This is a genomic window from Gordonia prachuapensis, assembly GCF_036350515.1.
Taxonomy (GTDB): Bacteria; Actinomycetota; Actinomycetes; order Mycobacteriales; family Mycobacteriaceae; genus Gordonia; species Gordonia prachuapensis.
Genome location: NZ_JAZDUE010000002.1, coordinates 165,766 through 191,319, shown reverse-complemented (window position 1 = coordinate 191,319; position 25,554 = coordinate 165,766). Strand labels below are relative to the sequence as shown.

Genomic DNA, 25,554 nt, shown 5'->3' with positions numbered 1-25,554 from the left:
GGACTCCACGATCCCATCCTGAGGGTCGTCGTGTTCACGAAAGGTCGGGGGTACGCGCGATCATGGCGACCAACAGGTCGATGAGCTCATGTCTGTCGGCGTGCCATTTCTCCCGGGGAAGGTGCCCACTGAGATCCAGGTCGGTGAGGCCGTGGGCGGCGGCCAACAGCACACCGGCGTAGCGTCGTGCCTCGTCGGTCCCGACGAATCTGCCGACGAGAGTGAGGAAGCCGTCCTGGGCCCGGGTGGCCGCGTCGACGACCGCCGGGTGGTCGGCGGGGCCCGCGGTGAACATCAGGCGGTAGAGGTGAGGTCGGTCGCGACCGAGGTCCGAGAGGGATTCAAGCGCGACCCGAACGGCACTCTCGGGGGTGAGTGAGCCGTCGTCGAGGATGCCGTCGAGGCCGATGGCGACGGCTGCCCACGCGTCGGCGGCCAAAGCCGTGAGCAACGCGTTCTTGTCTTCGAAGTGGCGGTACGCGGCTGACCGGGACACGCCCGCGCCGGCACCGACGTCACGCAGGGTGACCGCATCGGGCCCGCCACGGTCGAGCAGGTCGCCGGCTGCACCCAGCAACGCCCGGCGGGTGCGCGCGGCGCTCTCCGCTCTGGTCGTCATCCCGCCAAGCTATCAGTTGACATCGTCAACTGAACCGCCTTGACTGGGTTGACAGCGTCAACTGAATGGAGCTGCCATGCACACCCTGGTCATGACCGGAGCGACCCGTGGCATCGGGCGCGTTGCAGCGGCCGAGATCTTGCGGCTCGATCCCGATGTCCACCTGGTTCTTCCGGCTCGGGGTGGAGGACCCGAGGGCTTCGCTCGAGACCTCGACGCGACGGGGCGGCGCGTGACCGTTGTCGACGCCGACCTCGCGAGCCTCGACAGCATCCGCGCAGCCCTCGCCGACATCACCGGACGGCTCGACGACGGGTCATTGCCGCCGCTGGGCGGATTCATCGGCAATGCCGGGCTGCAGTTCGTCGACGCGATGCACGAGACGGTCGATGGACTCGAGGCCACCTTCGCGGTCAATGTCGTCGCGAACCATCTGTTGCTCGACACGCTCCGCGATCGATTCGCTGCGCCGGCCCGGATCGTGATCACGGTGAGCGACACCCATTTCGGCGACTTTCGGCACACCTATGGCATGGTGCCTGCGCCCCGGTGGTCGCCGCCGGCGACCCTCGCGCGTACGGGTGCATTCCCCGAACCCGACACCGCGGCAGCAGGCCGATGCGCCTACTCGACGAGCAAGCTGGCCGCCATCCACCTCGTGCACGAGTGGTCCCGCAGGCTCCCCGAGGGCGTCGAGATCGTCTCCTACAACCCCGGATTCGTGCCCGGCACCGGTCTGATCAGGGCCGCGGGCCGACGCGACCAGTTCGTCGGCCGATGGGTGCTCCCGGCGCTCGCGATGGCACCGTCGATCGACCGGATTCCGACAGCCGGGCGGAAGTTGGCCGACGTCGCGGTGGGCCGGACGCCGGCGGCGTCGGGTGAATACATCGACCGCACGCGCGTGACCGCGTCCTCGGATGAGTCGTACGACCCCGAGCGGGAACGCGAGTTGTGGGAGTTTCTAGGGGAGTTGGTGTCGGCGCGGCCGCGCACCGATCAGTAGGCCGCCCACTCCGACTGCGCATAACGCAGGATGCGGGGGTCCATCAGGGTGGACGGTGGTAGGTCGAGGCGCGGCCGGTCGGCCGGGAACACCGCGGCGGCGACGAGTTCGTCGTCGGTGACGAAGCGCAGCGGCGCCGGCGCGGAGAGGCCCAACTCGGGTGGCGTGTGGCCGGTCAGGAAGTAGCCCCAGTCGCCGAACGACGGGACGTCGACGTGATACGGGGTGGTGGCGAGACCGGCGGCACGCAGCGTGGAGTCGATGCACCAGAACGACTTCGGCGCGAAGTACGGCGATCCGGCTTGCACCACCGCCCGTCCGCTGTCGGCGAGATGGGCGCCCACGAGGCTGTAGAACTCGGTGGAATACAGTTTGGCCGTTGCCGATTCGTCGGGATCGGGCATGTCGACGATGACGACGTCGAAAAGTTGTCGGTTGTCCCGCAGCCACGAGAACGCATCGGCGGTGACCACGGAGGCCCGCGGATCATTCAGCGACCCGTCGTTGAGTCGCGTGAGGCGTTCGTCCTCGCGGCCGAGACGGATCATCTCGGGGTCGAGTTCGACCAGTGTGGCCGACGCGACGTCCGGGTAGCGCAGAACCTCACGCAGCGCGAGACCATCGCCGCCGCCCAGGATGAGCACGTCGTCACGGGGTCCCGCCATCGCCGGATGCACCAGCGACTCGTGGTAGCGGTACTCATCGATCGACGAGAACTGCAGGTCGCCGTTGAGATACAGACGAGTGTCGTCGCCGAGTCGTGTCCCCCGCTCGGTGATCACGATGTCCTGATACGGCGTTCGTTCGGCCGCCACGATCGGATCACGGAACATCGCCTGCCGGGCGGTCACCTCGAACCTGTCGGCCCAGACCATCCCGGCGACCAGCGCCGCGATCACCGCCACCGCGGCGATGCCGAGAATCCCGCGCGCCACGCGGCCGAGATCCTTCCGGAACACGCCGAACACCAGGAAGCTGCCTGCGGCGGCATTGACCAGCCCGACGACCAGCGCTCCCTCGAGCTGACCGAACAGGGGGAGCAGCAGGAACGGGAAGCAGAGGCCGCCGACCAGTGCGCCGATGTAGTCGACGGCGAACATGTCGGCGACCGCGCTGCCGGCATCCTGACGCCGGATCCGTTGCAGCAGCACCATCAGCAGCGGTATCTCCGCGCCGATGAGCAGGCCGAGCACGAAGGCGACCACCACCAGTGCGGGGGTGTAGAGCGACAGATAGGCGAACGCGGCGTAGAGGCCCATCACCGATAGCCCGCCGAGCAGGGCAAGACCGAGTTCGATCGCCGCGAACGACGTGATCGGCCGGGACTGCAGGGGTTTGGCGGCCAGCGAGCCGACACCCATCGCGAACACCATCACCGAGAGCACGATCGACGCCTGCGTGGCGGTGTTGCCGATCAGGAACGAGCCGAGCGAGACGAGGGCGAGCTCGTAGACGAGACCACATGCCGCGCAGACGAAGACGACCGCCAGCAGCGCAGCACGCGACCACCGCGCCCGACCGTGCGCCGACGAGGTGCCCGGCGCGCCCGGTTCGGACACGCCGGGTTCGGGTTCGTCGAAGGTGGTCACGGTGGAACGGCGGGGTTGGCGCTACAGGATGGAGGCGGCGACGATCATCGCGATGCCGACGTGCACCACACCGTGCATCCACACCGCGGGATGACTCTCCGGGTGCACGACGAGTTCACCCAGCTTGCCCGGGGTGAACAGGTCGATGATGAAGAACGTGACCGTCATGATGACGACCCCGATGACCGTGTACACGACCGTGTAGGTGAGACCTTCGAACAGTCGGCCCTCACTGGCCACGATCGCCGCGGTGACGATGATCGCCACGGCGAAGGCATTGGAGCCGACCAGGATTCCGGCGTTGCGGTTGCGGTCCGCCCACAGCAGATGCCGCAGATTGCCCGGCGTCAGGGCATCGATGACCGCAAACGACAGCAGCATGAGCACCATGCCCGTCGCGCCGTATGCGGCGGCGGAATAGGCGTTTCGGATCAGATCTTCGAGCACGTGTCCTCCGGTTCAGGTCGTGAAGCGCGTCGGGTGAGGGATGTGGGACTCGTCGGTGTCATTGTGCGTGGTGACATGGCGGTCATTTCCCGCTCCCGGAGCCGCCACCACGGAAATCGCTGCCCGAACCCCCGAAATTCGGTGTCGGAACCCAGAATGCGCCGACGAACGGCAGGAAGTGGTTGTACCCGGACCGGTAGTCGCGACTCAACATGACCTTGGTCGTTCCGGCGGCCAAGGGGAACAGGCCGATGACGTAGTCGGGGTACTGCAGGAACTGGGTGCCCTCGGCATCGGCCGCGTTCGATGTGTCGCCCGCCCGCTGATCAACCGGCTGTTCGACGCCGCTGAGTTCGCTCGCCACCGACGCCGGGGTTCCCTGCGCGATGTAGGCGTCGACGCTGCCCTCGTCGAGCGAGGTGTCGCGCTGGTAGTTCGCGGTGATGTAACTGCGGGCACTGGCATCGTCGCCGGTGAGGCCACCGAGCGCACGAACCGAGCACGCGCCGACGATCGCGAACAATGCGATCACCACGATCACGCCGATGATGATGTTGCGGGTTCGATGCAGGCCGCGGCGGGGATCGTCGCCGAAACCCGGGGTCGGCCGGAACCCTCCGGGAGGTCCGCCGGGTGGGGGACCACCAGGAGGCGGGGGCCCACCGGGGGGCGGTCCGCTCGGTGGCGGACCTCCGGGTGGCGGACCTCCGGGTGGCGGTGGGTAGCTCATCGGCTGCTCCCCGCACCGCGTAGCTCACCGGTGGTCGTGACCACCTCGGCCGACTGCGGATACGTGTGCCAGGTCTGCCAGACGATGTCGTCGCCCCGCGCCGACGCGATCGCCGCGGTCACTGCGAGCGGTTGTCCGGGGAACTCGCCGAGCAGCGCAGGGAGGCCCGCGGAACGATGGGCGGCCGTCCGCTCGCGCAGGTCGCCGACGATCTCGGCGAGCCGTTCCGGGTCGCAGTGCTCGACCGACGACGTGAACGAGTACGGCCCGTCGGCGACCGAACCGGGCAGCGGCCGGTCGAGACCCGGCAGGCAGGCGACGGTTTCGCAGATCTGCCGGTCCCCGTCGTCGACGACGATCTGGTGGCTCGCTCCGAGCAGTCGCAGTGACACCGTCCCCGATTCGAACCGGTGGTCGCAGCGCGCCAGGGGTTCGCGGACGGCGGCGGTCAGGGAGAAGGCGAGTTGTCGAGCACTCGTGTCGGCGTAGGGAACATCCAGGCGGACGTGGCCGGCCGCCAGGCCGGGCGCCGTCACGAACCCGGCGTGGGGTTGGTGGGATAGATGCGATATTCGCTGCGTGCGATCACCTCGCCTCGGGCGCACTCCCAGCCCGAGCCGAAGTCCTCGAAGGACAACCGCTCGTCACCGGCCTCGTAGTCGTGGTAGCGCATCGATCCGCGGCCGCCCAGCCCGGTGGTGCCGGTGGAGGCGAAGTCCGCCGAACCCGCTTCGTCGGAGTGGTAGCGGCGGCCGTCGATCTCGACGGCGTCGGGACCCGGGCTCACCGTGACGCCCTTGCACTCATGCCACAGCACGACCTCGAGGTCCGGATCGTCTTCGACCGAGATCCAGGCCTTGCGGCCGGTCCCGGTGTCGAGGAAGTTCTCGGTCCATTCGAAGCCGCTCTGGGACAGCCGCAGCGTCCCGCGGACCGCGAACGTCTCACCGCGCAGCTCGACCAGATCACCGGGCTTGAGCTGTCGCGGATCTCCGCGCACGGCGTCGTCGTCGACGGTCGAGAACGGGTCGCGCGGGCCGTAGGCGCGGTCGCGCAGCGCGTCGGCCTCCGCCTTCTGCGCCTTGCGGTCGCTCAGGAATCTGAAGACGACCACAACCGCGATGATCAGCAGCAGTGCAACGATGATGATCAGCAAGATCTCCACGCCGCCGACCATACTGCCCTTGCGACGACACCGACATAGCGGACGTGAATGACAGCAACGGTGGTACCGGCGGGCAGGAGTTGCACGCCGGTACCACCGTGCGGAGCGTCAGCGCACGTCGCTGCTGATGAACTGGGTGGTGAACAGCTGATCTGCCGGGAGCTGCGTCGGCAGATCCGCGCCGCCGTCGTTCAGGATCGGCACCAGATCGGCGACGATCGACTGCGTTTTCGCCGGGTCGTAGCTACCCCACACGCCGTCGGCGCCGGTGCCGATGACGCCCTCGTCCTTCAGCATCTGTGCGGAGTACTGCGCCTCCCCCTCGGTGTACGGGCTGAAGCTGGTGTCCTGCGAAACCCAGTCAACGATGGTGGTGTTGATCGCGTCCGGGGCGGCGACATACTCCTTGCCGGTCTGCTGGATCATCGGGACCAGCTTCTGCAGGCAGGGCGTCATCTCCTCGAGGCGGTCGGCGCGCACCGAGACGTTGGATGCGTACACGTCATAGCCGGCGTCCTTGACCATCTCGTAGGCGATCGGCTTGTTCCACGACGGTGTCTCGTTCTCGTAGGTGTAGGGCTCGGAGTTGGCGAAGCCCTGCTGCGCGATGCTCGGGTCGCCGACGAAGCGGGCCGGCGCACCGTCGTAGCTCCGGTCGAGCTGGCTCTCCTTGAGCAGTCCCTTGGCGACCAGCCACTGCGGGAAGATCTGATCCTTGCTGACCACCACGGTCTCGTCCGTCTGGCCGATGTCGGCGATGGTCTGCTGATCGGGATGCGTCTCGGGATCCCACATCAGGATGGACGGGTTGTACTGCAGCAGCGGGGTCACGCCCACCACCCGCTGGTCCTTGGCGGCCGCGATGAGCTGGTCGCCATGGACGAGGCCCAGGTCGATCGAGTCGTCGGCGTACATCGCCGACGGAACGGACTGGAAACCGATCGCGGGGCCGCCGGCGCGCAGCGTGATGTCGATGCCGGTGTCCATTCCGTCGAAGGCGAGGGGGCCGGTCACCGACTTGGCGTCGCCGTCGACGCTGTATCCCGGACCGAGCAGCCCGATCACCCCGGCCATGTCCGACTGCGGTTGCCACTGCAGTTGCACCACGAGGTCTGACGGGCACACGTCGGCGAGCGCGGATTCGGCGGGAGCCGGCGGCAGGCTCGAGGCAGCGGCCGTCTCACTGTCGGAGTCGCTGCCGCACCCGGCCAGCGCGGCGGCGCAGAGTGCGGCGGTCGCGGCGGCGAGGGCGCGCGTGCTGCGCGCGGTGAACGGTGTACGTCGGGTCATGGAATCTCCTGTGGGCCGTGCCGGAAACGTCGCTTTGTGCGATCTACATGTAAAGCTAAGAGCATCCGCGGCTGTATGCCAATCTGTTGCATGTAGTCGTCGGGAGTCGCCTTCACCCGGTTCGCCGCTGAATATCCTGCTCTTTGCCCATAAACCGAACTGATCGCGGCTGCCACCCTGCATGTTCTGTCATCCAGAGTTAACACGCCGACACCGCTTCGAAATACATGTAACGAAGTATGTAGGACAGCGGATGGGTCGCCATCTACATGTACTTCCGACGACTGGATTGCTCATGAGCCTCTTCGACACCATGAACGACGCCGACGCGCGTCACCTCACCAAGGGAATCGTCATCTCGGCTTCCGGCGTGACCAAGCAGTTCGGGTCGGGCACCCGGGCGCTCGACGGCATCGACATCGACATCGCCGACGGCGACTTCGTGGCGGTCGTGGGTCCGTCGGGATGTGGCAAGTCCACGCTCCTACGGATGGCCGCCGGCCTGGAGGCACCGACCGACGGCAGTGTCGCGCTCGCCACCGACTCGGTCGGCTTCATCTTCCAGGAACCGACCCTCCTGCCGTGGCGGTCCGTGCGCGCCAATGTCGAACTCTGTGCCGAGATCGCCCGCCTGCCCAAATCCGAACGGCGCGCTCGGGCGCAGCGCGCCATCGACGCGGTGGGGTTGAGCGGATTCGAGAAGCAGCTGCCGCGCATGTTGTCGGGCGGCATGAAGATGCGCGCTTCGCTGGCCCGGACGCTCACCTCCGAACCGCAGGTGATGTTGCTCGACGAGCCGTTCGGCGCCCTCGACGAGATGACGCGTCTCGACATGCAACTCGAGCTGCAGCGGCTCTACGCCGACCGTCGCTTCACCGCCATGTTCATCACCCACTCCGTGTCGGAGGCCGTGTTCCTGGCCAATCGGGTGATCGTGATGTCCGCACGGCCCGGCCGCATCGTCGCCGACATCCGAATCGACTTCCCATATCCGCGAAACACCGACCTCCGCTACGACACCCGGTTCACCGAACACGTCGCGGAGATCTCCGAGACCCTGCGAGGCGCACGATGACCACGACCGCACCGTCGACCCCGATGAACACCACGACTGACTCGACAGCAACCGGTGGCGAGACGCCCGGCGCCCCGGTCGCCGAATCCGCGCGCGGCCGATCAGCCCTCAAAGCCGTTGTGCGCTACGGCCTGCCGCCCGCGCTCTCGCTTGCCGCCGCGATCGGCCTCTGGTATTGCGTCAGCTACCTGATCCTCAGTCCGGAGCGGCGCTTCCTCTTGCCGCCACCACATGAGGTGCTGACCAACTCGCTGCTCGATCCCGACCATGTCGGCCCGATGCTCGATGCGCTCTGGGTGACCGCGAAGGTCAGCTTCGTGGGCTTCGCGTTTGCCGCACTGATCGGTGTGACCATCGGTGTGGTGATGAGCCGGGGGTCTTTCCTCGAACGTGCCATCTACCCGTGGGCGGTTGTGCTGCAGGTGATCCCGGTGCTGGCGATCGTCCCGCTGATCGGCCTGTGGTTCGGCTACGGCATGGTCGCCCGGACGATCGTCTGCGTCATCATCGCGATCTTCCCGATCATCGCCAACACCCACTTCGGCATGGTGTCGGTCGACAAGGGTGCGCATGAGCTGTTCACGCTGACGAAGGCCTCGACCGCGCAGCGTCTCGCGAAACTCGAGTTCCCGTCGGCCCTTCCGTCGATGATGACGGGATTCCGGACCGCGTCGGGCCTCGTGGTGGTCGGCGCGATCATCGGCGACATGTTCTTCGCGAAGGGCGAGCCGGGTATCGGGACCCTGCTGGACATCTACCGCGCACGCCTGCAGTCCGACGACCTCATCGCCGCGATCGTGCTCGCATCCCTCTTCGGGATCGTCGTGTTCGGAATCTTCAGCGTGCTCAACGCTTTCGTGAACCGGCGGCGATGAGGTCTCGATACGTTTCTCGCCTAGCGGCTCGAAACTACTCGACCAGCGGAGGCGGCAATCTCCCGCTGATCGAGTAGGTGACGAGCGGCAGCGGAGCCGTATCCGCCGGGCTGAGCTTGTCGAAGTCGAGATCGCTCAGTCCACCCGCCACCATATCCAAGGAGCACACCATGTTCACCGTCCCCACCATCGACATCTCGCCGTACCTCGACCCCGATGGCTCGGCCGCCGAACGCGCTCGCGTCGCCCGTGAGATCGACGAGGCATGCAGCACTGTCGGATTCATCCAGGTGGTCGGGCACGGCGTCGATGACTCCGTCATCAACGGCCTCACGACGGCCCTCGACGAGTTCTACGCCCTGCCCCTCGACGCCAAGAAGCGCTACACCCGGCCCGGCGAGAACCGTGGTTACAGCCCACCCAAGAGCGAGTCGCTCAGCATGAGTCTCGGTGTGGCCGCGGCGAACCAGATGAACGACTTCTACGAGGCGTTCACCGTCGGCTCGGAACGGTCCTGGTTCGCCGAGCACGAGTTGCCGGAGTCGAGCTATGCGAGCAACACGTGGCCGGACGCCGCGCCGGGCTTCCGTCCTGCCGTCGAGGCCTGGTTCGACGCCGTCCGTTCGGTGTCGCGCGTGTTGCTCACCGCCTGCACCGATGCGCTCGGTCTGCCGGCCGGCTACTTCGACGAGTTGACCGACCACTCGATCGACGCCTTGAAGATGAACAACTACACGCTGCCGGAAGGGGAGATCGAGTTGGCCGGCGAGCTCACCGGCATGGGCGCGCACACCGACTTCGGCATCCTCACCGTCCTGTGGGCCGACCAGGTGCCCGGCCTGCAGGTCCTCGACGTCGACGGCGTCTGGCACGACGTGCAGCCCGCCGACGGCGCGCTGCTGGTCAATCTCGGCGACGCGATGGCTCGCTGGACCAACGACCGATGGCGCTCCACCGTCCATCGTGTCGACCCGCCCGTGGTGGACGGCCGCATCATCCGTCGCCGGTCGGCCGCCTTCTTCTTCGACGGCAACCACGACGCGGTGATCGAGACCCTGCCGGGCTGCGCGAGCGCCGAGCGCCCCGGATACCCGCCCATCACCGTCGCGGAGAACATCGACGCCAAACTCGCCGGGATGAAGGCGGGGGTGGCCCCGGAGTTCGCCGATCGCGAAGCCCAGCGCGTGAAGGCGGCACTGTGACCCGGCGACGGGTCAGAATGGGTGGATCATGAGCATCTCCGACAGCCTCCAGTCGCTGCGCGCGTCCGGTTCCGACGGTGCCCTGCTCACCGAGGCGGTCCTCCGGCAACTCCGCGACGAGATCTTCGCGGGAAAGCTGGAGTCGGGGACGTCGCTGTCGGTGCCTGGGCTTGCGGCTCGGCTGGAGGTGTCCCGCAGCCCCGTGCGGGAGGCGGTGCAGCAACTCGTGGTCGACGGGCTCGCGGTCTACACGCCGCGCGCAGGTGCGAAGGTCGCCCACCTCGACGACGAGATGCTCCGGCACGTCTTCGAGGTCCGCGAAGTCCTCGACGGGCTCGCGGCGCGTGAGGCCACCACCCGTGTCACCCTCGCCGACCTGGCGGAACTCTGGGAGCGGGTGCGTGAGCAGGAGGCGTACCTCGAGACCTCCGCCGATCATCGGCGCGACGCCGACCTCGACCTGGACTTCCACACCGCGGTGCGGGCGCATTCGGGCAACAAACCGCTGTGTGACGCGCTGTTCCGGCTCGACACGCAGTCGCACCTCTATCGGTCGGACATGTGGAGCCACGACGTCAACCGCAGGCTCGCCGTCGCCGAACACCGCCGGATCGTCGGGGCGCTGGAGGCCGGTGACGCCGACGAGGCCGAGCGTGCGGCGAAAGCCCACGCCGCCGGTGTCCTGGTGCGGTTGCTGAGGAAGTGACCACACCTTGCACTCGCCCCTGGTGAGTGCTAAAAACGACCTTGGCACTCGCAAGCTGTGAGTGCCAGGTCGGGACGGTGAGATCGGTTCCGAATGACACACCGGTCGTCCGTCGCGGGCACCGAGTCCGGCCATAGATACCTGGTGTCACCCCCTATCGGAGGATCACTTACCCATGGCCAAGCAAATCGCGTTCGACGAAGAGGCCCGCCGCGGTCTCGAGCGTGGCCTCAACAGCCTCGCCGACGCAGTCAAGGTGACGTTGGGACCCAAGGGTCGCAACGTCGTTCTGGAGAAGAAGTGGGGCGCCCCCACGATCACCAACGATGGTGTGTCCATCGCCAAGGAGATCGAGCTCGAGGACCCCTACGAGAAGATCGGCGCCGAGCTCGTCAAGGAAGTCGCCAAGAAGACCGACGACGTCGCGGGCGACGGCACCACCACCGCCACCGTTCTGGCTCAGGCACTCGTCCGTGAGGGCCTGCGCAACGTCGCTGCCGGCGCCAACCCGATGGGTCTGAAGCGCGGCATCGAGAAGGCCACCGAGGCCGTCACCGAGGCCCTCCTGAAGAGCGCCAAGGAGGTCGAGACCAAGGAGCAGATCGCTGCCACCGCGGGCATCTCGGCCGGCGACCCGTCCATCGGCGAGCTCATCGCCGAGGCCATGGACAAGGTCGGCAAGGAAGGCGTCATCACGGTCGAGGAGGCTCAGACCTTCGGCCTGCAGCTCGAGCTCACCGAGGGCATGCGCTTCGACAAGGGCTACATCTCGGGCTACTTCGTGACCGACGCCGATCGTCAGGAAGCGGTCCTCGAGGACCCGTACATCCTGCTCGTGTCGGGCAAGGTCTCGACCGTCAAGGATCTGCTGCCGCTGCTGGAGAAGGTCATCCAGGCCGGCAAGCCGCTGCTGATCATCGCCGAGGACGTCGAGGGCGAAGCCCTGTCGACCCTGGTCGTCAACAAGATCCGCGGCACCTTCAAGTCCGTCGCCGTCAAGGCCCCGGGCTTCGGTGACCGTCGCAAGGCCATGCTGGCCGACATCGCCATCCTCACCGGTGGCGAGGTCATCAGCGAAGAGGTCGGTCTCTCGCTGGAGAGCGCCGGCATCGAGCTGCTCGGTACCGCCCGCAAGGTCGTCGTGACCAAGGACGAGACCACCATCGTCGACGGGTCGGGCGATGCCGACGCGATCGCCGGTCGCGTGGCGCAGATCCGCAGCGAGATCGAGAACAGCGACTCCGACTACGACCGTGAGAAGCTGCAGGAGCGTCTGGCCAAGCTGGCCGGCGGTGTTGCGGTCATCAAGGCGGGCGCGGCCACCGAGGTCGAGCTCAAGGAGCGCAAGCACCGCATCGAGGACGCCGTCCGCAACGCGAAGGCTGCCGTCGAAGAGGGCATCGTCGCCGGCGGTGGCGTGGCCCTGCTGCAGTCCGAGTCGGCCATCGAGGGCATCTCGCTCACCGGTGACGAGGCCACCGGCGCCAACATCGTCAAGGTTGCGCTGTCGGCCCCGGCCAAGCAGATCGCGATCAACGCAGGCCTCGAGCCCGGCGTCGTCGCCGACAAGATCCTCAACTCCAAGCTGGGCACCGGCCTCAACGCCGCCACCGGCGAGTACGAGGACCTGCTCAAGGCCGGCATCAACGACCCGGTGAAGGTCACCCGCTCGGCGCTGCAGAACGCAGCCTCGATCGCGGCTCTGTTCCTCACCACCGAGGCCGTCGTCGCCGACAAGCCGGAGAAGAACCCGGCCCCGGCCATGCCGGGTGGCGACGAGATGGGCGGAATGGGCTTCTGATCCAGAAACCCAGGCTTCACTCTTCGTGAACCAACTGGACCCGGTCACCATCAGGTGGCCGGGTCCAGTGCTGTTCGGGCCTCCCGGTTCTGGCCGCACCTGCCGCTTCTGGCCGCAGTTGCGTCTCCAAGCCGGAACCCGGAAATGCGGCCAGAACTATGACGCCCCCGCGCGCCCCACGGTTCGCCATCACCAGGACCGGGTTGCGATTGATGCAATTCGGACACGCGTACCAGATTGCGCTGTTACGTTTGCCGTGTGATCAGTCCGACATCAGCGGTTCCTGTTCTCAACCCCCACAATCTGATTCGCGGCGTACTCGTCGTTCTCCTGACTTCCCTCGGAGTGGTGGCCGGCAACGATCGCGCGGCCGGTGCGCCGTCGACCGGACCGATGCCGGTGGCGGCCGGCAAGTGCGCTGCGAGCGCGGCCGATACGCACGGGTGGGGAAGTCCCGCGCGATCCGACCAGTTCACCGGTGCAGCGTCGTTGAACGACTGGCACCTCTACGACGGTCCAGGACACGACGGCAACGGCCGGCGCACGCCCGATGCGGTGTCGGTCTCGGGCGGTGACCTGGTCATCCGTTCCGACCTGCGCGGAAACTCGGGCGGTCTCACACCGCGATGGAGCGGCCAGAAATATGGACGCTGGGAGATCTGCGCGCGGTCCACGATGGCGGCGTTCGCCTGGCACCCGGTGGCCCTGCTGTGGCCGGTCGCCGAGGACTGGCCGGTCGGCGGCGAGATCGACTTCATGGAGATCTCGGACCCCTGGCGTCAGCGCGTCGAGTACAACCTGCACTACGGTGCGGCCAACCACGTCGAACAGCACGTGACCAGGGTCAACGCCACCCGCTGGCACAGCTGGGCCGTCGAGTGGACCCCGCAACGGATCGCGGTCTACCGGGACGGCGTGCAGTGGGCGGTGAGCACCGACACCGGACGTCTACCACCACGACCGATGCGCCTCGCGCTGCAACTCGATTACTTCGGCGGGCCCACGTTCCCGACGGGAGCCATGTTCGTCGACTGGGTGAACGTCTACGGTCTGTGACGTCGGCGCGTGCTCGAGTACGTCGCGTCCGACGACGTCTGCCACGATGAATCCATGACCGAACGCAGCGTCGACCGTCTCGAGCTCACCACCGTCGCGAACTTCCGTGACGTCGGCGGGGCGCTGACCGCGGACGGGCGGCGGGTGGCGATCGGCCGGGTGTTCCGGTCCGCGGCCCTGCACGACGCCTCGGACGCCGACCGCGCCTTCCTCTCGGGGCTCGATATCCGCACCGTCTTCGACCTGCGGTCGGTGGCGGAGACCGATGCCGAGCCGGACCCGACGATCGACGGAGCCGTCGGCGTACACCTCGATGTGCTCGCCGACGCCGAGACCGTGAGCGCCCCCGCCAACCTCGACAAGGTGCTGTCCGACCCGGAGACGGTGGCCGCCGCCAACGAGAAGCTCGCCGACGGCAGCGGCGTCGAGCACATGTACGGCGCGTACCGCGACCTCGTGAACCTGCCCAGCGCACAGAAGTCCTACCAGGGGCTGTTCACCCGGCTGCTCGACGGCGCCGCGCCCGCACTCTTCCACTGCACCGCCGGGAAGGACCGGACCGGTTGGGCGGCAGCGTCTTTCCTGACGATCCTGGGCGTCGACCGCGACGCCGTCTACGACGACTACCTGCTCACCAACGACATGTTCCTGCCCGCGATCCGGCACGTGTTCGACGGGTTCGAGGCCGCGGGCGGCGACCCCGACCTGCTCCGTCCGCTGCTCGGGGTGCAGGCGGCGTATCTCGACGCCGCATTCGCCGAGGTCGAGGATCAATTCGGGACGGTCGAGAACTACTTCGCCGAGGGATTGGGCATCGATGCCGACGGGCAGCGAGCCCTGCGCGACAAGTTCCTCGACGCGTAGCCGGCCTCGTCCCCGTTCAGCTCCGGCATTCTGCCCAATGACCTGCGACGATGCCGTCGCGGCCATATTATTTGGGCTGTGACATCCGCATCGGGCGGCTCCGCACATCCGGCCAGGGGCTCGTCGCTCGTGCGTGCCTTCGTCAACTCGCCGCTGTCCGGATTGGCGCCGTGGATCCTGATGGCGGTGTTGAGTGGGCCGGGCAGGTTCGAGGAATCGGTCTCGGCGGCACTCGGTCTGGCGTTGCTGGTCGTCTTCGCGAGCTGGCGCCTGGGCAACTCGATCAAACTGCTCGAGTGGTTCGACGTCGCGTTCTTCGCGGTCCTGTGTGTGATCGGGCTGTTCGCGACAGCGTCCATGATCACCTGGCTCGAACTCTGGGCCGGAGAGATCGTCAATCTCGCGCTGGTCACGTTCGCGCTCGGTTCGGTCCTGATCCGGCGGCCGTTCACCCTCGAGTACGCCAAGGAGCAGAAGCCCGAAGAGTTCTGGGAATCACCGATCTTCATCCGGACCAACTACGTGATCACGGGTGCGTGGGCCGCCGCGTTCGGCGTATCGGCCATCGCCGGACTCATCGGGGATGCGGTACTCGGCACCTCGGACAACTTCTGGCTCGGGTGGATCATCCCGATCGGTGCGACCGTGTTCGCGATCGCGTTCACCGAGTTCTACCCCGACTATGGTCCGCCCAGAGCGATGCAACAGATGGGTGTCGACACCGACCCGCCCGTGTCGATCGCACGGCTCTTCGACTGGCTGCCGGTCTTTGTGCTCATCGTCGGGATCGCCGGTCTGGTCACCGATTCCACGACCACCGTGCTCGGGTGGATTCTGATCGTGGTGGGTGCGGTCGGAATCCGGTTGATGGGCAAGCTCTTCCCGGATACGAAGAAGTCAGGGTCCGGCGACGACGGAGCGTCGGCCACAGACGTCCCCGCCAAGCCCTGACCCGCAGCCCGTCAGCGGAACACGATGCACGTGGTGGTGCCGTGCGCGACGAGCTTGCCGTCGTCGGAGAACACCTTGCCCTCGGCGGTCGCGGTGCGTCCGCCGACGTGGATGACAGTGCCGGTCGCGGTCAGGTCGCCCGCATCGGTCGCCACCGAGCGGATGTAATTGATCTTCAGCTCCAGCGTCGTGTAGCCGACCCCGGCGGGCAGGGTGGTGTGGACGGCGCAGCCCATCACCGAGTCGAGGAGCGTCGCGCAGATCCCGCCGTGCACGGTGCCGAGCGGATTGGCGAAGTCGGCCTGCGGGGTGACGGCGAACGTCACCGACCCCTCGTCGATCTCCTTCGGCGTCATGCCGAGAAGTCGGCCGATACTGGGTCGCGAGTCCCGATTCGGGTCGTCCATCCAGGCGCGCAGGAGGTCGAGTCCGGACATGGAGAGCGGATCGACGGCGGCGGGGGAATCTGCGGCTGGGGATTCGACCGAAGTCTGCGGTGAGGTCGTCATGATTATGTATGGTTGCATAGAAGCCGGTGAATATGAAGGTCTGCATAGAACTGTGGCCGCGAACACCCGGCCGGCGTGCGAACGCGAGGAGTGAGCGATGACATCGGACCCGACGTCGGTGACGTCCGGGACAGCCGCGAACCGGGGCCCGCGAGACCGGATGGTGGTGCATGCCGCCGATCTGATCGGTCGTGACGGTGTCGCGGCCACCTCGATCGGGGACGTCATCGCGGCGAGCTCCGCGCCACGCGGCTCGATCTATCACCACTTTCCGGGTGGTAAGACGCAACTGATGATCGAGGCGGTCCGCTACGGCGGGGACTTCATCTCGCACCGCATCAGCCGGGAGAGCTCGGCCACGCCGGCCGAGGCCGTCGCCGAGATCGGCGACGTGTGGCGTCGCATGCTGGTCAACACCGACTTCGAGTTCGGGTGCCCGGTGCTGGCCGGTGGGCTGGCGCGCCGATCGGAGCCCGAGATCGCCGACGAGGCGGACGGCATCTTCGCGCGATGGACCGGGCTCATCTCGACCCGGCTGGTCCACGAGGGCGTGGAGATCGACCGGGCGGATTCGCTGGCGCAGTTGATCATCGCGGCCATCGAGGGCGCCGTCGGGCTCTGCCAGACCCGGCGAAGTGTCGAACCGCTCGACCGCGTGATCGCCGAACTCGCCCGCCTCTGCGATTCCGCCGCCGCCGCGAGCCGAGGCCCGGCGTGACGGCCGCCACACCGATCGAGTAGGTTCTTTCCCCAAGCACGGGGCGTGTCGCGGTCTCACCGCGTCGACGCCGGGGTGAACGGGGGAGGTTGAGTCATGGCGCCGGTGTACCGGCAGATCCTGGGCTCGGATTTCGACCGGCTGCATCCCAACGTGGCGTGGCGGTACAGCATCGACTCGACGTCGGGCGTGGCGCAGGTCGCCACCGGGATTTACGAGTCGGTCTACGTGACGTCCGCCCTGCCGCCGCCGTTCTTCTGGCACTACGCCAAGCGCAACGCGCTGCCACCGAAGACGAGCCGGATGGTGCCTTTCACCCAGGGCCACTATTGCTACGTCGACGAGCTGGGGCGAGAGTGTCTCGCGGTGTTGCGCGCCTTCGAGTACACCAACGGCACCCGCAACCTGAACTCGCTGCTGGTGTCTGGCCGTGAGGGTCTCGTCGACTACTTCGGCGACGGCCCCGAGCTTCTCTACCCGATCGAGCCGTCGGTGACCAGGGCGGGCGAACTGTTGCTCGAGAGCGGACCGATGCGGTGGTTGCGCGGACCCAAGCTCGGCATGAAGGGCATGTTCGCCACGCAGATGAAGTACATCGAGGGCTGGGACGAGTCGCGGCAGCGGTTCCGGTGCGACGCCACCGTACGCAACCCGGTGATCGGTGAGATCCTGCACTTCCGCGGCTGGTTCACCGCCGCCGATCAGCCGTGCACCCTGCGTGACATCCCCGACGAGGCCTGGCCATTGGAGCTCGTCGACCGTGAACATTGACCGAGCCGGAAGCGTTCCGGTTCCACCCGTCAAGGAATCCGACGAAGGGTAGGTTCGTCCCATGGCTGTCTCCGCGAAAACCGAGTTCGATGTCGCCGCGCCCCCGTCCGTCGTGATGGAGGTGCTGATGGATGTGGGGTCCCTGCCGGAATGGTCGGGCCCGCACAAGGAAGCGGAGATCCTCAGCGAGCACGATGACGGCGCACCGGAGAAGGTTCGGGTGGTGGTGACGGCAGCCGGTATCTCCGATGAACAGACACTCGCCTACACGTGGACCGAGAACTCGTGCACCTGGGATCTCATCGAGGCGAATCAGCTGAGCGAACAGCATGGCGTCTATGTCGTCACGCCCACCGACGACGGCTCGCATGTGGAGTTCACCCTCGAGGTCGAGCTGAAGATCAAGATGCCCGGCCTGATCGTCAAACGAGCCCAGAAGATGGCCGTCGACACCGCGCGCAAGGGTCTGACCGCCGAGGTCGAGCGGCGCGCGGCCGGCTGAGTCCTTTCCGCGTTGCGCACGGTCGGGGAAGTCCACCCCGACCGCGGGTTACCCCGCGTGATGAGTACGCTGATCTCACGCGCCGGATCGGCGCGTTCGGGTGGCGATCGAGGAGTCGAATACTATGCGTGTCAACAAACTTGGGGCTCGGGCCGCGGTGGCTGTATTCGGCGGGGCGGCATGTGTCGCATTGGTCGGAATCGGTGGCGGCACGGCCGCGGCGAACACCTGCTCCGCCAACGACGGCCGGCAGATCGAGCGCACCATCGGCAACGGTGGCTGCGGCGCGAAGGCCGGCCCCGGTAGCTCCGCATTCGCCGAGGACTCCAGCAACGCCGGCACCGCCGTCGCCGTCGCCGACAAGGGTGGCAACGCCACCGCGCGCAATCTGCAGCCCGGTTCGAGCGCGCTTGCCGGGGCAACCACTCGCGGCACCGCTTTCTCGGTGACGACCGGCCCCCGGGCGCTGTCGGTCGCCCAGGCCCGCAACGGCGGCGTCACGGTCGCCGTCGGCGGATGGGGCGGACAGGCGATCGCCGGGGCCGACGGCGCCATCTGCCAGGGCGGCTTCGCCGCGGCGTTCGACAGCACGACCGGCAAGGCGTGCCTGCACTCGGGATCGGTCGACCTGCGCAACTGACGCCTGCGGACAGACTCCTGCGTCCGGGGCGGGGTCACCTCGTTCACCTCGTCGCCACACAACGTTCGGGGCATACGCCTATCGTTGAGACGTGACTGAGCTAGAAGACCACGTGACGTCCGCCTCGGCGCAGGTGGGCCCCGACTTCAGTGTCCTCAACGGTCGTGAGGCCCTTCAGCAGCTCGTCGACCTGCACGACACCACCCAGTTCACCGTCAACGACGATGACGACGACGATCCCGTGCTGTTGACCTTGCCCGAACGCAACGTCGTCGACACCTGGCGGCAGGACTACCCGTACGAGGAGCGGATGAGTCGCCGCGAGTACGAGGTCACCAAACGTCGGCTGCAGATCGAGTTGCTGAAGCTGCAGAAGTGGTCCAAGCAGACCGGCCAGCGACATCTGCTCGTGTTCGAGGGCCGCGATGCCGCCGGCAAGGGCGGCACCATCAAACGGTTCAACGAGCACCTCAACCCCCGTGGTGCCCGGACCATCGCCTTGGAGAAGCCGAGCGAGCGCGAGTCCACGGAGTGGTACTTCCAGCGCTACGTGCAGCATCTTCCCGCGGCCGGCGAGATGGTCTTCTTCGACCGCTCCTGGTACAACCGGGCGGGAGTCGAACGTGTCATGGGTTTCTGCACGCAGGAGCAGTACACCCAGTTCATCAAGCAGGTGCCCGCGTTCGAGCGCATGCTCGTCGACGACGGCATCAACCTGGTGAAGTTCTGGTTCTCGGTGACCCCCCTCGAGCAGCGCACCCGATTCGCCATCCGCCAGATCGACCCGGTCCGGCAATGGAAGCTCTCGCCGATGGATCTCGCGTCGCTGGACAAGTGGGACGCCTACACCGAGGCGAAAGAGGCGATGTTCGCAGCCACCGACACCGACCACGCGCCGTGGACCGTGGTGAAGAGCAACGACAAGAAGCGTGCCCGTGTCAACGCGATGCGTCACGTGCTGAGTCTGTTCGACTACGAGGGCAAGAATACCGAACTCGTCGGCGCCCCAGACCCGTTGCTCGTCGGACGCGCCCGTAACCTGGTCGGGGAATAGCCGCCGACGGATCGACGGGCATCCTGGGTAGCCTCGTGCTGTGCGGACATTCTTCAGTGGCCTCCTGACCGTCGTCGCGATGGTGGCGATCGTGCTCGCCTTCCCGTCGTTGTGGGTGAAGGAGCGTCTCGTCGATTCGGAAGGCTTCGTCACGACCATCACGCCGATGGCGCAGAACGAGGAGGTCCAGGACTACCTGGCTTCCCAGATCGCCGACGAGGCCGCCGAGCAGGTCGGCATTCCGGCGACGTCCGCGGTGGTCGAGCCCGCCGCCCGCGCGTACACGCACAGCGACCAGTTCGAAGCCGACTTCGTCGATGTGGTGTCGCAGCAGCACGCGTTCCTGTTCGACGAGCCCCCCGCCGGGGCGGACACGACCACGATGCAGCTCGACATCACCGACATGGTGAACCGGGTCATCGAACAGACCGGGGTGGATGCGCGGGTGTCCGGCCCGATTCTGGTGCCGCTGTCCGGAAGCAGCGGGTCGGGACTCGAGGCGGGCAGGTATCACGAGGTCGGCCAACAGATCACCGCGATGGCCTATCTGTCGTTGGCGGTGGCCGTGGTCGCGGGCCTGCTGGCGCTGTTGATCGCCCGGCGACGATCGACGGTGGTGGCGTGGCTCGGCGTGGGTGTCGTCGCGTCGGCGGTGTTCGCGTGGGCCGTGGCCATGTTCTTCGCCGATCGCGCCAAGGACGAGGTCGAGGCCGCCGAAGAGGGCGGAAGAGAGGTGTCGGCGGTCATCATCGACGGCGCGGCAACCGATCTGCAGGACCTGGCCTTGATCGTCGGAGCGGTCGGCTGCGGTGTTGTGGTCCTGGGGATCATCGGGCGACTCGTGGTCGGTCGGCGGTAGTTCAGGTCGTCCGCCTGTTCTCGAAGCTGGGGGTGACGCGTTGTTCGTCGAACGGGCAAGGGTGGGTGCTCGGGACGCGCCGATCGGCGGATCGTGGATGAAGGATGTGCCGTCGATCGCGGCGATCATCGATGGCGCCACATTGGAGTTCGGTTCGCCCATCACCTTCGTGGTGGGTGAGAACGGTTCCGGCAAATCGACGGTGGTCGAGGCGATCGGTGAGCAATTCGGACTCGACCCGCGCGGTGGCAGAGCCGGGATCACCGGCGGAAACCGAGATCTGCCCAAGAGTCCGCTGGGCGAGTTACTGACGTTGGACCTGACATGGGCGGGGCAGAGTATGCGCCGCGCACCTCGGGAGGATCGGCAGGGCTTCTTCTTTCGCGCCGAGACCGTCATCGAGATGAACCGCCGCTTCACGGGAGTGCCGGGATATTGGGACGCCGATGTGGAACAGCAGAGCCATGGCGAGGGATTCATGCATATCCTGGAAACCATGCTGACCCGGGCCGGGTTGTACATCTTCGATGAACCGGAGACCGCATTCTCGTTTACCTCGACTCTGCGGTTTCTCGCGATACTCACCGAACTCGCCGAGCGTGGGTCCCAGGTCATCTGCGCCACGCATTCGCCGCTCCTCACCGCGACGCCGGGCTCGACCATCATCGAGATGACCGACGACGGACCGACTCTCGTTGACTGGCATGATCTTTCCCTCGTACGTCACTGGCGTCGTTTTCTGGCTGAACCGAACAGCTATCTGCGACATCTGTGACACCTTGGTGTTGGTCGCCTAGCTTCTCTTCACCGTTGGTCGAGTAGCTTCGAGCCGCGTCTTCTACGTTAATCGTCTAGCCTCGCGCCGCGTCTTTTACCGCTGGTCGAGTAGCTTCGAGCCGCGCTTTCTACCGTTGGTCGAGTTCCTTCGAGCGGCTTCTACCGTTGGTCGTCTAGCCTCGCGCCGCGTCTTCTACTGTTGGTCGAGTAGCTTCGAGCCGCTAGGCGAGAAGTGTATCGAGACCTCTTGAACCGTTGTGCGCCAATTCTTGTCGGTGCCGGCCGATACCCTGTTCTCAACGAATCAATTCAGGCATCCACACCGACGTCTTCGACGAACAAATATTGTCGTACCCGCCCGATACTCTGACATCAGTTCGTTCCCACCACGTTCCGCGCAGCCAATTCTCGCGAAAGGCGTTCCGTGTTCTCGTTTTCCGATCGGCCGGCCGATGAGCGGTTGCTGGCGTCGTCGGAGCCTGATGATCTGGTCGCGGGGTTGCGCGATTCGTTGCGGTTGAGTCGGCAGGCCGAGGCGCGGGTGGTTCTCGGGGCGTATCGCTTAGGCCTTTCGACATACAACGAACGCCTGTTGGGGCAGGGGCCGGGTGGTCGGGTGCGGGCGCGTCAGCATGCCGAGCGTGCTGCGATCTCGGAGATCTCGTTGCGGTTGGGTGTGTCGCGCACGATGGCGGGGAAGTGGTCGCGTCTGGGGGAGATGCTGGCGGAGTTCCCGAAGATCCGTGAGGCGTATCTGGACGGTGATTTCAGCACGCATCGGATGTCGTTGTTGGTGCGGGCGGCTGCGGCGGCGCCGAAGGGTGATTTGCAGGAGCGGTTCGCGGAGGCTGCCGAGGATGCGATCGGGCACAACGACTGCCACGACGATCCCACGCACGACAAGGATGCCGCCGACAAGGACCCCGCCGACAAGGACGTCCCTGATGGGGTAGACCCGACGGCGGATGCTGGTGAATCGGGCGGGGACGCCGGCTCCGATGCCGACGCCACTACCGCCGATGATGTCGATGACACTCCTGCCGACGATGCCGATCCTGATGCCGGTGCGGGCACCGGTGGCGTGTCGGTGACGTTTGAGGATATTGCTCTGGAGTTGGGTCATCGGGCGACGACGGATACGGCGGCGTGAGGATCTGGATTCTGCGGTGATCGGTCTGGATCCGGATGGTGCTGCGGAGAACCGTGAGGACATCTCGGATGTCTACGCGAATGTGGTGCTGAGTAAGGAATCGTTCGGGCACATGAACCTCGAGGCGTGTATCCCGGCGGAGTATGGGGTGTTTTTGCAGGCGCGGATCGCCGGGTTGATTGCCGAGCGGGTGTGTCGGGCCGATGGTCGTCGGGTCGGGCAGCAGCGGGTGATCGCGCTGGCCGAGTTGATCGGGGTGCCCGGTGTCGAATTGCGGTGCGGGTGTGGTGTGGACGGTTGCCGGGCCGGACAGTCCGACACCCGTAGCGCCGATATCCGGAGACCCGACCTCACCACCGACACAATCGACACCTCGGACACGAGTGTCGCCGATGGCCGGGAAGCGTCAGGGGCCGGCGAACCGACGGCTGCGCCCAGCGAGGACGAAACTTCAAACCCGGCCGTCGAGATCGAGCCAGGTGTCGTGACGCCCCAACCTGTCAACGAGTCCGGTGAAGCCGAACCTACTACGGGCACAGTCGACTTCTCCATTGACGAAGCCGAATCGGCTTCGGTCTCGGTCGATGAGAGCATTAACGTAGACGCCGCTGCCGGCGCCGGCATCGTCGACGTCGAACCCGCCGCCGTCGAGCGGATCGGCTACACACCGCTCACCGATCGTTCACGAGGGCCGCCAAATCTGGCTTTCACGGGGGCCATCGGCGACCGGCGAACGCACCGCGCCCTCCGACACGAACCCAGGTGGTTGGTCACACGGCAGGTCGCCAATTCACTCCTGCCCGAGAGCCCGCCACAGGAACTCATAGGCCAACGCCGATTTGAATGCTGCCTGCTTGTTGTCCGCGGCTCCGCCGTGCCCACCTTCGATGTTCTCGTAGTACGACACCGAATGGCCGAGTTCCTCCAACCGCGCCACCAGCTTTCGGGCATGACCCGGGTGTACTCGGTCGTCGCGGGTTGACGTGGTGACCAGCAGTTCCGGGTATGCCGCGTCGGCCCGAAGGTTCTGATAGGGCGAGAACGGCTCCATGAACGCCCACTGTTCGGGATCGTCGGGGTCGCCGTACTCGGCCATCCAGGATGCGCCGGCCAACAGCAGATGAAAGCGCCGCATGTCGATCAACGGGACCTGGCAGACCAGCGCGCCGAACAACTCCGGATACCGGGTGAGCATCACGCCCATCAACAGGCCTCCGTTCGATCCCCCCTGTGCACCAAGCTGTTTCGGCGTCGTCAGGCCTTCGGACACCAGGGCCTTGGCCACGCTGGAAAAGTCCTCGTACACCTTGTGGCGTCCGGCTTTCTGCGCCTGGGTGTGCCACGACGGCCCGTACTCGCCGCCACCGCGGATGTTCGCGATGACGTAGATCCCTCCGCGTGCAACCCACCCGCGCCCGGCGATCGCCATGTAGCCCGGGGTCAGCGAGTTCTCGAAACCGCCATACCCGTAGAGCAGGGTCGGACCCGACTCGACGCCGGACCGTCGGACCACGAAATACGGGACGGCGGTCCCGTCGTCCGACGTGGCGAAGCGCTGCTCGGCGACCACGTCGTCGGCATCGAAAAACGCGGGGGATTGCTTGATCACCTCGACCTCGCCACCCGACTGCCCGTACAGCAGGCTCGGTGGCGTGGTGAACGAATCGGCCGACCAGAAGATCTCGTCGCTCTCGTCGGGGTCGGTGTCGAGAACCGAGATGGTCGCCAGCGGCGGCAGACCGGGCGTCTCGAGCGGTGTCCACGTGCCGAGGGTCAGCGTCGTCACCTCGGTGTGCACATCGTGCAGCGTGGTGAGGATGAGATGAGAAGCGGTGAACGAGTAGTCGGCGAGACTGGTGTGCGCGTCGGGCGTGAAGAGGACCGTCGCATCACGGCCGCCGGCCAGATAGTCCTCGTAGTCGAAGACGAGCAGGCTTCCGGTGGGGTAGGTGGTGTCGCCGATCGTCCAGTCCGACCGCGGCATCACGATCAGCCAGTCGAGGCGCACTCCCGAATGCGCATCGGTGGGAACGTCGATGCGAATCCGCTGACCGTCACGCAACTCGTAGCGTTCGGCGTTGAAGAAATCGGTGGCACGGCTCGCGAAATGTCGCTCGTAGCCGGGGGTACTGTCGTATCCGGCTCCCGCGGAGACGTCGTCGACCTCGCCGGCGAACACCTCGACCGCGTCCGCCAGCGGGGTGCCCCGCGACCAGCGCTTCGTGATCCGCGGATATCCGGATGTGGTGAGAGCCGATGATCCGTCCGGCTGCTCACCGAAATCGGTTCCGACATAAACGGTGTCACGGTCGATCCAGCCGATGCTCGACTTGTTCTCGGGCAGCTCGAATCCGTCCGCGACCCAGGAGCGGGTCTCGATGTCGAATTCGCGGATCACCGTCGCGTCGGCGCCACCGCGGGACAACGACACCAGCGCATGCCGGTACTCGGGACGCAGTACCGTCGCACCCGCCCACACCCAGTTCTCGTCCTCGGCGGCCGCGAGGGCGTCGACGTCGATCAGCACATCCCAGTCGGGCGAGTCGCTGCGATAGGACTCCAACGTGGTGCGTCGCCACAAGCCCTTGGGGTTGGTCGCATCGCGCCAGAAGTTGTAGAGATACTCGCCGCGACGTCTGACGTAGGGGATGCGATCATCCGTGTCGAGTACCTCCAGCGCCTCGGACTCGAGGGTGCTGAACCTGTCGCCGGACGCCAGATTCGCCACCGTCGGTTCGTTGTGGGCACGCACCCAGTCGAGCGCAGCGTCACCCGTGACGTCTTCGAGCCACACGTAGGGGTCATCCGGTGTGACATCCGACGCGGTGGATGTCGGCTGTTCGGTACTCATGGATCTCCTCGTTCTCCGACGATCGCATCGTCGCGGCCACCCGTTGCACGGTCCCGCGAGCCGTCCTCTCGCCAACCTATCGCGGCGATGAGATTCGAGGCGGGCCGAGGTCTACCCCGGTGTGCTGAACGAACGACGACGAGCCTCCAGTCGCCACCCCCGCCCAACCGCCTACCGCCGGTCGAGTAGCCGAGGAGCCGACAATCCGCTGGTCGAGTGGCCGAGGAGCCTGCGACGAGGTGTATCGAGCCCGAGCCGCCACCCGCCAATCCGCTGGTCGAGTAGCCGAGGAGCCTGCGACGAGGTGTATCGAGACCCGCCCGCGCCCGCCCGCCCAACCCCCTCGC

The 25,554-nt window shown here is 66.6% G+C and carries 27 protein-coding genes; 17 read left to right on the top strand and 10 right to left on the bottom strand.

The annotated features are described in order from the left end of the window. Positions 1 to 34 precede the first annotated feature (34 nt). Entirely contained in the window at positions 35 to 619 is a 585-nt protein-coding gene (locus V1Y59_RS03295; RefSeq protein WP_330503410.1) for a TetR/AcrR family transcriptional regulator, read from the bottom strand. A 76-nt stretch (positions 620 to 695) separates the two neighbouring features. On the opposite strand from V1Y59_RS03295, the gene V1Y59_RS03290 reads away from it, so the two are divergent. Then, positions 696 to 1,625: an SDR family NAD(P)-dependent oxidoreductase gene (locus tag V1Y59_RS03290; RefSeq protein ID WP_330503409.1), complete on the top strand. Its 930-nt coding sequence runs from the start codon at positions 696 to 698 to the stop codon at positions 1,623 to 1,625. On the opposite strand, the gene V1Y59_RS03285 is transcribed toward V1Y59_RS03290, so the two are convergent. From V1Y59_RS03285 to V1Y59_RS03260, 6 genes are all read right to left on the bottom strand, one after another. Further along, entirely contained in the window at positions 1,619 to 3,184 is a 1,566-nt protein-coding gene (locus tag V1Y59_RS03285; protein WP_330503568.1) for a polyamine aminopropyltransferase, read from the bottom strand. The genes V1Y59_RS03290 and V1Y59_RS03285 overlap by 7 nt on opposite strands. 51 nt (positions 3,185 to 3,235) lie before the next feature. After that, the gene (locus tag V1Y59_RS03280) at positions 3,236 to 3,661 is read right to left on the bottom strand and encodes a DUF350 domain-containing protein (RefSeq protein WP_330503408.1); all 426 of its coding nucleotides are present in this window, start codon (positions 3,659 to 3,661) and stop codon (positions 3,236 to 3,238) included. 82 nt (positions 3,662 to 3,743) lie between these two features. After that, positions 3,744 to 4,391, bottom strand: coding sequence for a DUF4247 domain-containing protein (locus V1Y59_RS03275; RefSeq protein ID WP_330503407.1), 648 nt, complete (start codon positions 4,389 to 4,391; stop codon positions 3,744 to 3,746). After that, positions 4,388 to 4,927: a DUF2617 family protein gene (locus V1Y59_RS03270; RefSeq protein ID WP_330503406.1), complete on the bottom strand. Its 540-nt coding sequence runs from the start codon at positions 4,925 to 4,927 to the stop codon at positions 4,388 to 4,390. The genes V1Y59_RS03275 and V1Y59_RS03270 overlap by 4 nt, the downstream gene beginning before the upstream one ends. Continuing rightward, on the bottom strand, positions 4,924 to 5,556 hold the full coding sequence (locus V1Y59_RS03265) for a DUF4178 domain-containing protein (RefSeq protein WP_330503405.1): 633 nt from the start codon (positions 5,554 to 5,556) through the stop codon (positions 4,924 to 4,926). The genes V1Y59_RS03270 and V1Y59_RS03265 overlap by 4 nt, the downstream gene beginning before the upstream one ends. Positions 5,557 to 5,664: 108 nt before the next feature. Next, positions 5,665 to 6,846, bottom strand: coding sequence for a nitrate ABC transporter substrate-binding protein (locus tag V1Y59_RS03260; RefSeq protein WP_330503404.1), 1,182 nt, complete (start codon positions 6,844 to 6,846; stop codon positions 5,665 to 5,667). 295 nt (positions 6,847 to 7,141) lie between these two features. Here V1Y59_RS03260 and V1Y59_RS03255 point away from each other — a divergent pair, with 295 nt between their 5' ends. Together V1Y59_RS03255 and V1Y59_RS03250 are read left to right on the top strand one after the other, a co-directional pair. Then, complete coding sequence (locus V1Y59_RS03255) at positions 7,142 to 7,921, top strand: ABC transporter ATP-binding protein (RefSeq protein WP_330503403.1); 780 nt, start codon at positions 7,142 to 7,144, stop codon at positions 7,919 to 7,921. A 23-nt stretch (positions 7,922 to 7,944) separates the two neighbouring features. Continuing rightward, complete coding sequence (locus V1Y59_RS03250) at positions 7,945 to 8,796, top strand: ABC transporter permease (protein ID WP_330503402.1); 852 nt, start codon at positions 7,945 to 7,947, stop codon at positions 8,794 to 8,796. Between the two features lie 34 nt (positions 8,797 to 8,830). On the opposite strand, the gene V1Y59_RS03245 is transcribed toward V1Y59_RS03250, so the two are convergent. Further along, on the bottom strand, positions 8,831 to 8,956 hold the full coding sequence (locus V1Y59_RS03245; protein ID WP_330503401.1) for a hypothetical protein: 126 nt from the start codon (positions 8,954 to 8,956) through the stop codon (positions 8,831 to 8,833). A gap of 10 nt (positions 8,957 to 8,966) precedes the next feature. Between V1Y59_RS03245 and V1Y59_RS03240 the strand changes: the two genes are divergently transcribed. From V1Y59_RS03240 to V1Y59_RS03215, 6 genes are all read left to right on the top strand, one after another. Beyond that, positions 8,967 to 9,998, top strand: coding sequence for an isopenicillin N synthase family dioxygenase (locus V1Y59_RS03240; RefSeq protein ID WP_330503400.1), 1,032 nt, complete (start codon positions 8,967 to 8,969; stop codon positions 9,996 to 9,998). 28 nt (positions 9,999 to 10,026) lie between these two features. Next, positions 10,027 to 10,704 carry a GntR family transcriptional regulator gene (locus V1Y59_RS03235; RefSeq protein WP_330503399.1) on the top strand — a complete coding sequence of 226 codons (678 nt, stop codon included), beginning with the start codon at positions 10,027 to 10,029 and terminating at the stop codon, positions 10,702 to 10,704. A gap of 175 nt (positions 10,705 to 10,879) precedes the next feature. Further along, positions 10,880 to 12,505, top strand: coding sequence for a chaperonin GroEL (gene groL / locus V1Y59_RS03230; RefSeq protein WP_330503398.1), 1,626 nt, complete (start codon positions 10,880 to 10,882; stop codon positions 12,503 to 12,505). Between the two features lie 348 nt (positions 12,506 to 12,853). Next, the gene (locus V1Y59_RS03225) at positions 12,854 to 13,561 is read left to right on the top strand and encodes a glycoside hydrolase family 16 protein (RefSeq protein ID WP_330503397.1); all 708 of its coding nucleotides are present in this window, start codon (positions 12,854 to 12,856) and stop codon (positions 13,559 to 13,561) included. Positions 13,562 to 13,615: 54 nt separating this feature from the next. Continuing rightward, the gene (locus V1Y59_RS03220) at positions 13,616 to 14,425 is read left to right on the top strand and encodes a tyrosine-protein phosphatase (RefSeq protein ID WP_330503396.1); all 810 of its coding nucleotides are present in this window, start codon (positions 13,616 to 13,618) and stop codon (positions 14,423 to 14,425) included. A gap of 78 nt (positions 14,426 to 14,503) precedes the next feature. Next, on the top strand, positions 14,504 to 15,376 hold the full coding sequence (locus V1Y59_RS03215; protein ID WP_330503395.1) for a DUF3159 domain-containing protein: 873 nt from the start codon (positions 14,504 to 14,506) through the stop codon (positions 15,374 to 15,376). An 11-nt stretch (positions 15,377 to 15,387) separates the two neighbouring features. Here V1Y59_RS03215 and V1Y59_RS03210 read toward each other — a convergent pair whose 3' ends face one another. Continuing rightward, positions 15,388 to 15,903: a PaaI family thioesterase gene (locus tag V1Y59_RS03210; protein ID WP_330503394.1), complete on the bottom strand. Its 516-nt coding sequence runs from the start codon at positions 15,901 to 15,903 to the stop codon at positions 15,388 to 15,390. Between the two features lie 79 nt (positions 15,904 to 15,982). On the opposite strand from V1Y59_RS03210, the gene V1Y59_RS03205 reads away from it, so the two are divergent. From V1Y59_RS03205 to V1Y59_RS03170, 8 genes are all read left to right on the top strand, one after another. Then, positions 15,983 to 16,603, top strand: a complete 621-nt coding sequence (locus tag V1Y59_RS03205) for a TetR/AcrR family transcriptional regulator (RefSeq protein WP_330503393.1) — start codon at positions 15,983 to 15,985, stop codon at positions 16,601 to 16,603. A gap of 96 nt (positions 16,604 to 16,699) precedes the next feature. Continuing rightward, entirely contained in the window at positions 16,700 to 17,374 is a 675-nt protein-coding gene (locus V1Y59_RS03200; RefSeq protein WP_330503392.1) for a DUF4166 domain-containing protein, read from the top strand. A gap of 61 nt (positions 17,375 to 17,435) precedes the next feature. After that, positions 17,436 to 17,876 (top strand): SRPBCC family protein, encoded by a 441-nt coding sequence (locus V1Y59_RS03195; protein WP_330503391.1) that lies wholly within the window; start codon positions 17,436 to 17,438, stop codon positions 17,874 to 17,876. A gap of 124 nt (positions 17,877 to 18,000) precedes the next feature. Further along, positions 18,001 to 18,516, top strand: coding sequence for a DUF6764 family protein (locus V1Y59_RS03190; RefSeq protein WP_330503390.1), 516 nt, complete (start codon positions 18,001 to 18,003; stop codon positions 18,514 to 18,516). A gap of 91 nt (positions 18,517 to 18,607) precedes the next feature. Then, positions 18,608 to 19,570, top strand: a complete 963-nt coding sequence (gene ppk2, locus V1Y59_RS03185) for a polyphosphate kinase 2 (protein ID WP_330503389.1) — start codon at positions 18,608 to 18,610, stop codon at positions 19,568 to 19,570. A gap of 40 nt (positions 19,571 to 19,610) precedes the next feature. Next, positions 19,611 to 20,429 carry a hypothetical protein gene (locus V1Y59_RS03180; RefSeq protein WP_330503388.1) on the top strand — a complete coding sequence of 273 codons (819 nt, stop codon included), beginning with the start codon at positions 19,611 to 19,613 and terminating at the stop codon, positions 20,427 to 20,429. 97 nt (positions 20,430 to 20,526) lie between these two features. Continuing rightward, the gene (locus V1Y59_RS03175; protein ID WP_330503387.1) at positions 20,527 to 21,204 is read left to right on the top strand and encodes an AAA family ATPase; all 678 of its coding nucleotides are present in this window, start codon (positions 20,527 to 20,529) and stop codon (positions 21,202 to 21,204) included. 543 nt (positions 21,205 to 21,747) lie between these two features. Next, positions 21,748 to 22,356 carry a hypothetical protein gene (locus V1Y59_RS03170; protein WP_330503386.1) on the top strand — a complete coding sequence of 203 codons (609 nt, stop codon included), beginning with the start codon at positions 21,748 to 21,750 and terminating at the stop codon, positions 22,354 to 22,356. A 790-nt stretch (positions 22,357 to 23,146) separates the two neighbouring features. Here the strand turns inward: V1Y59_RS03170 and V1Y59_RS03165 are convergent. After that, positions 23,147 to 25,207 carry a prolyl oligopeptidase family serine peptidase gene (locus tag V1Y59_RS03165; RefSeq protein WP_330503385.1) on the bottom strand — a complete coding sequence of 687 codons (2,061 nt, stop codon included), beginning with the start codon at positions 25,205 to 25,207 and terminating at the stop codon, positions 23,147 to 23,149. Between the last annotated feature and the right edge of the window lie 347 nt (positions 25,208 to 25,554).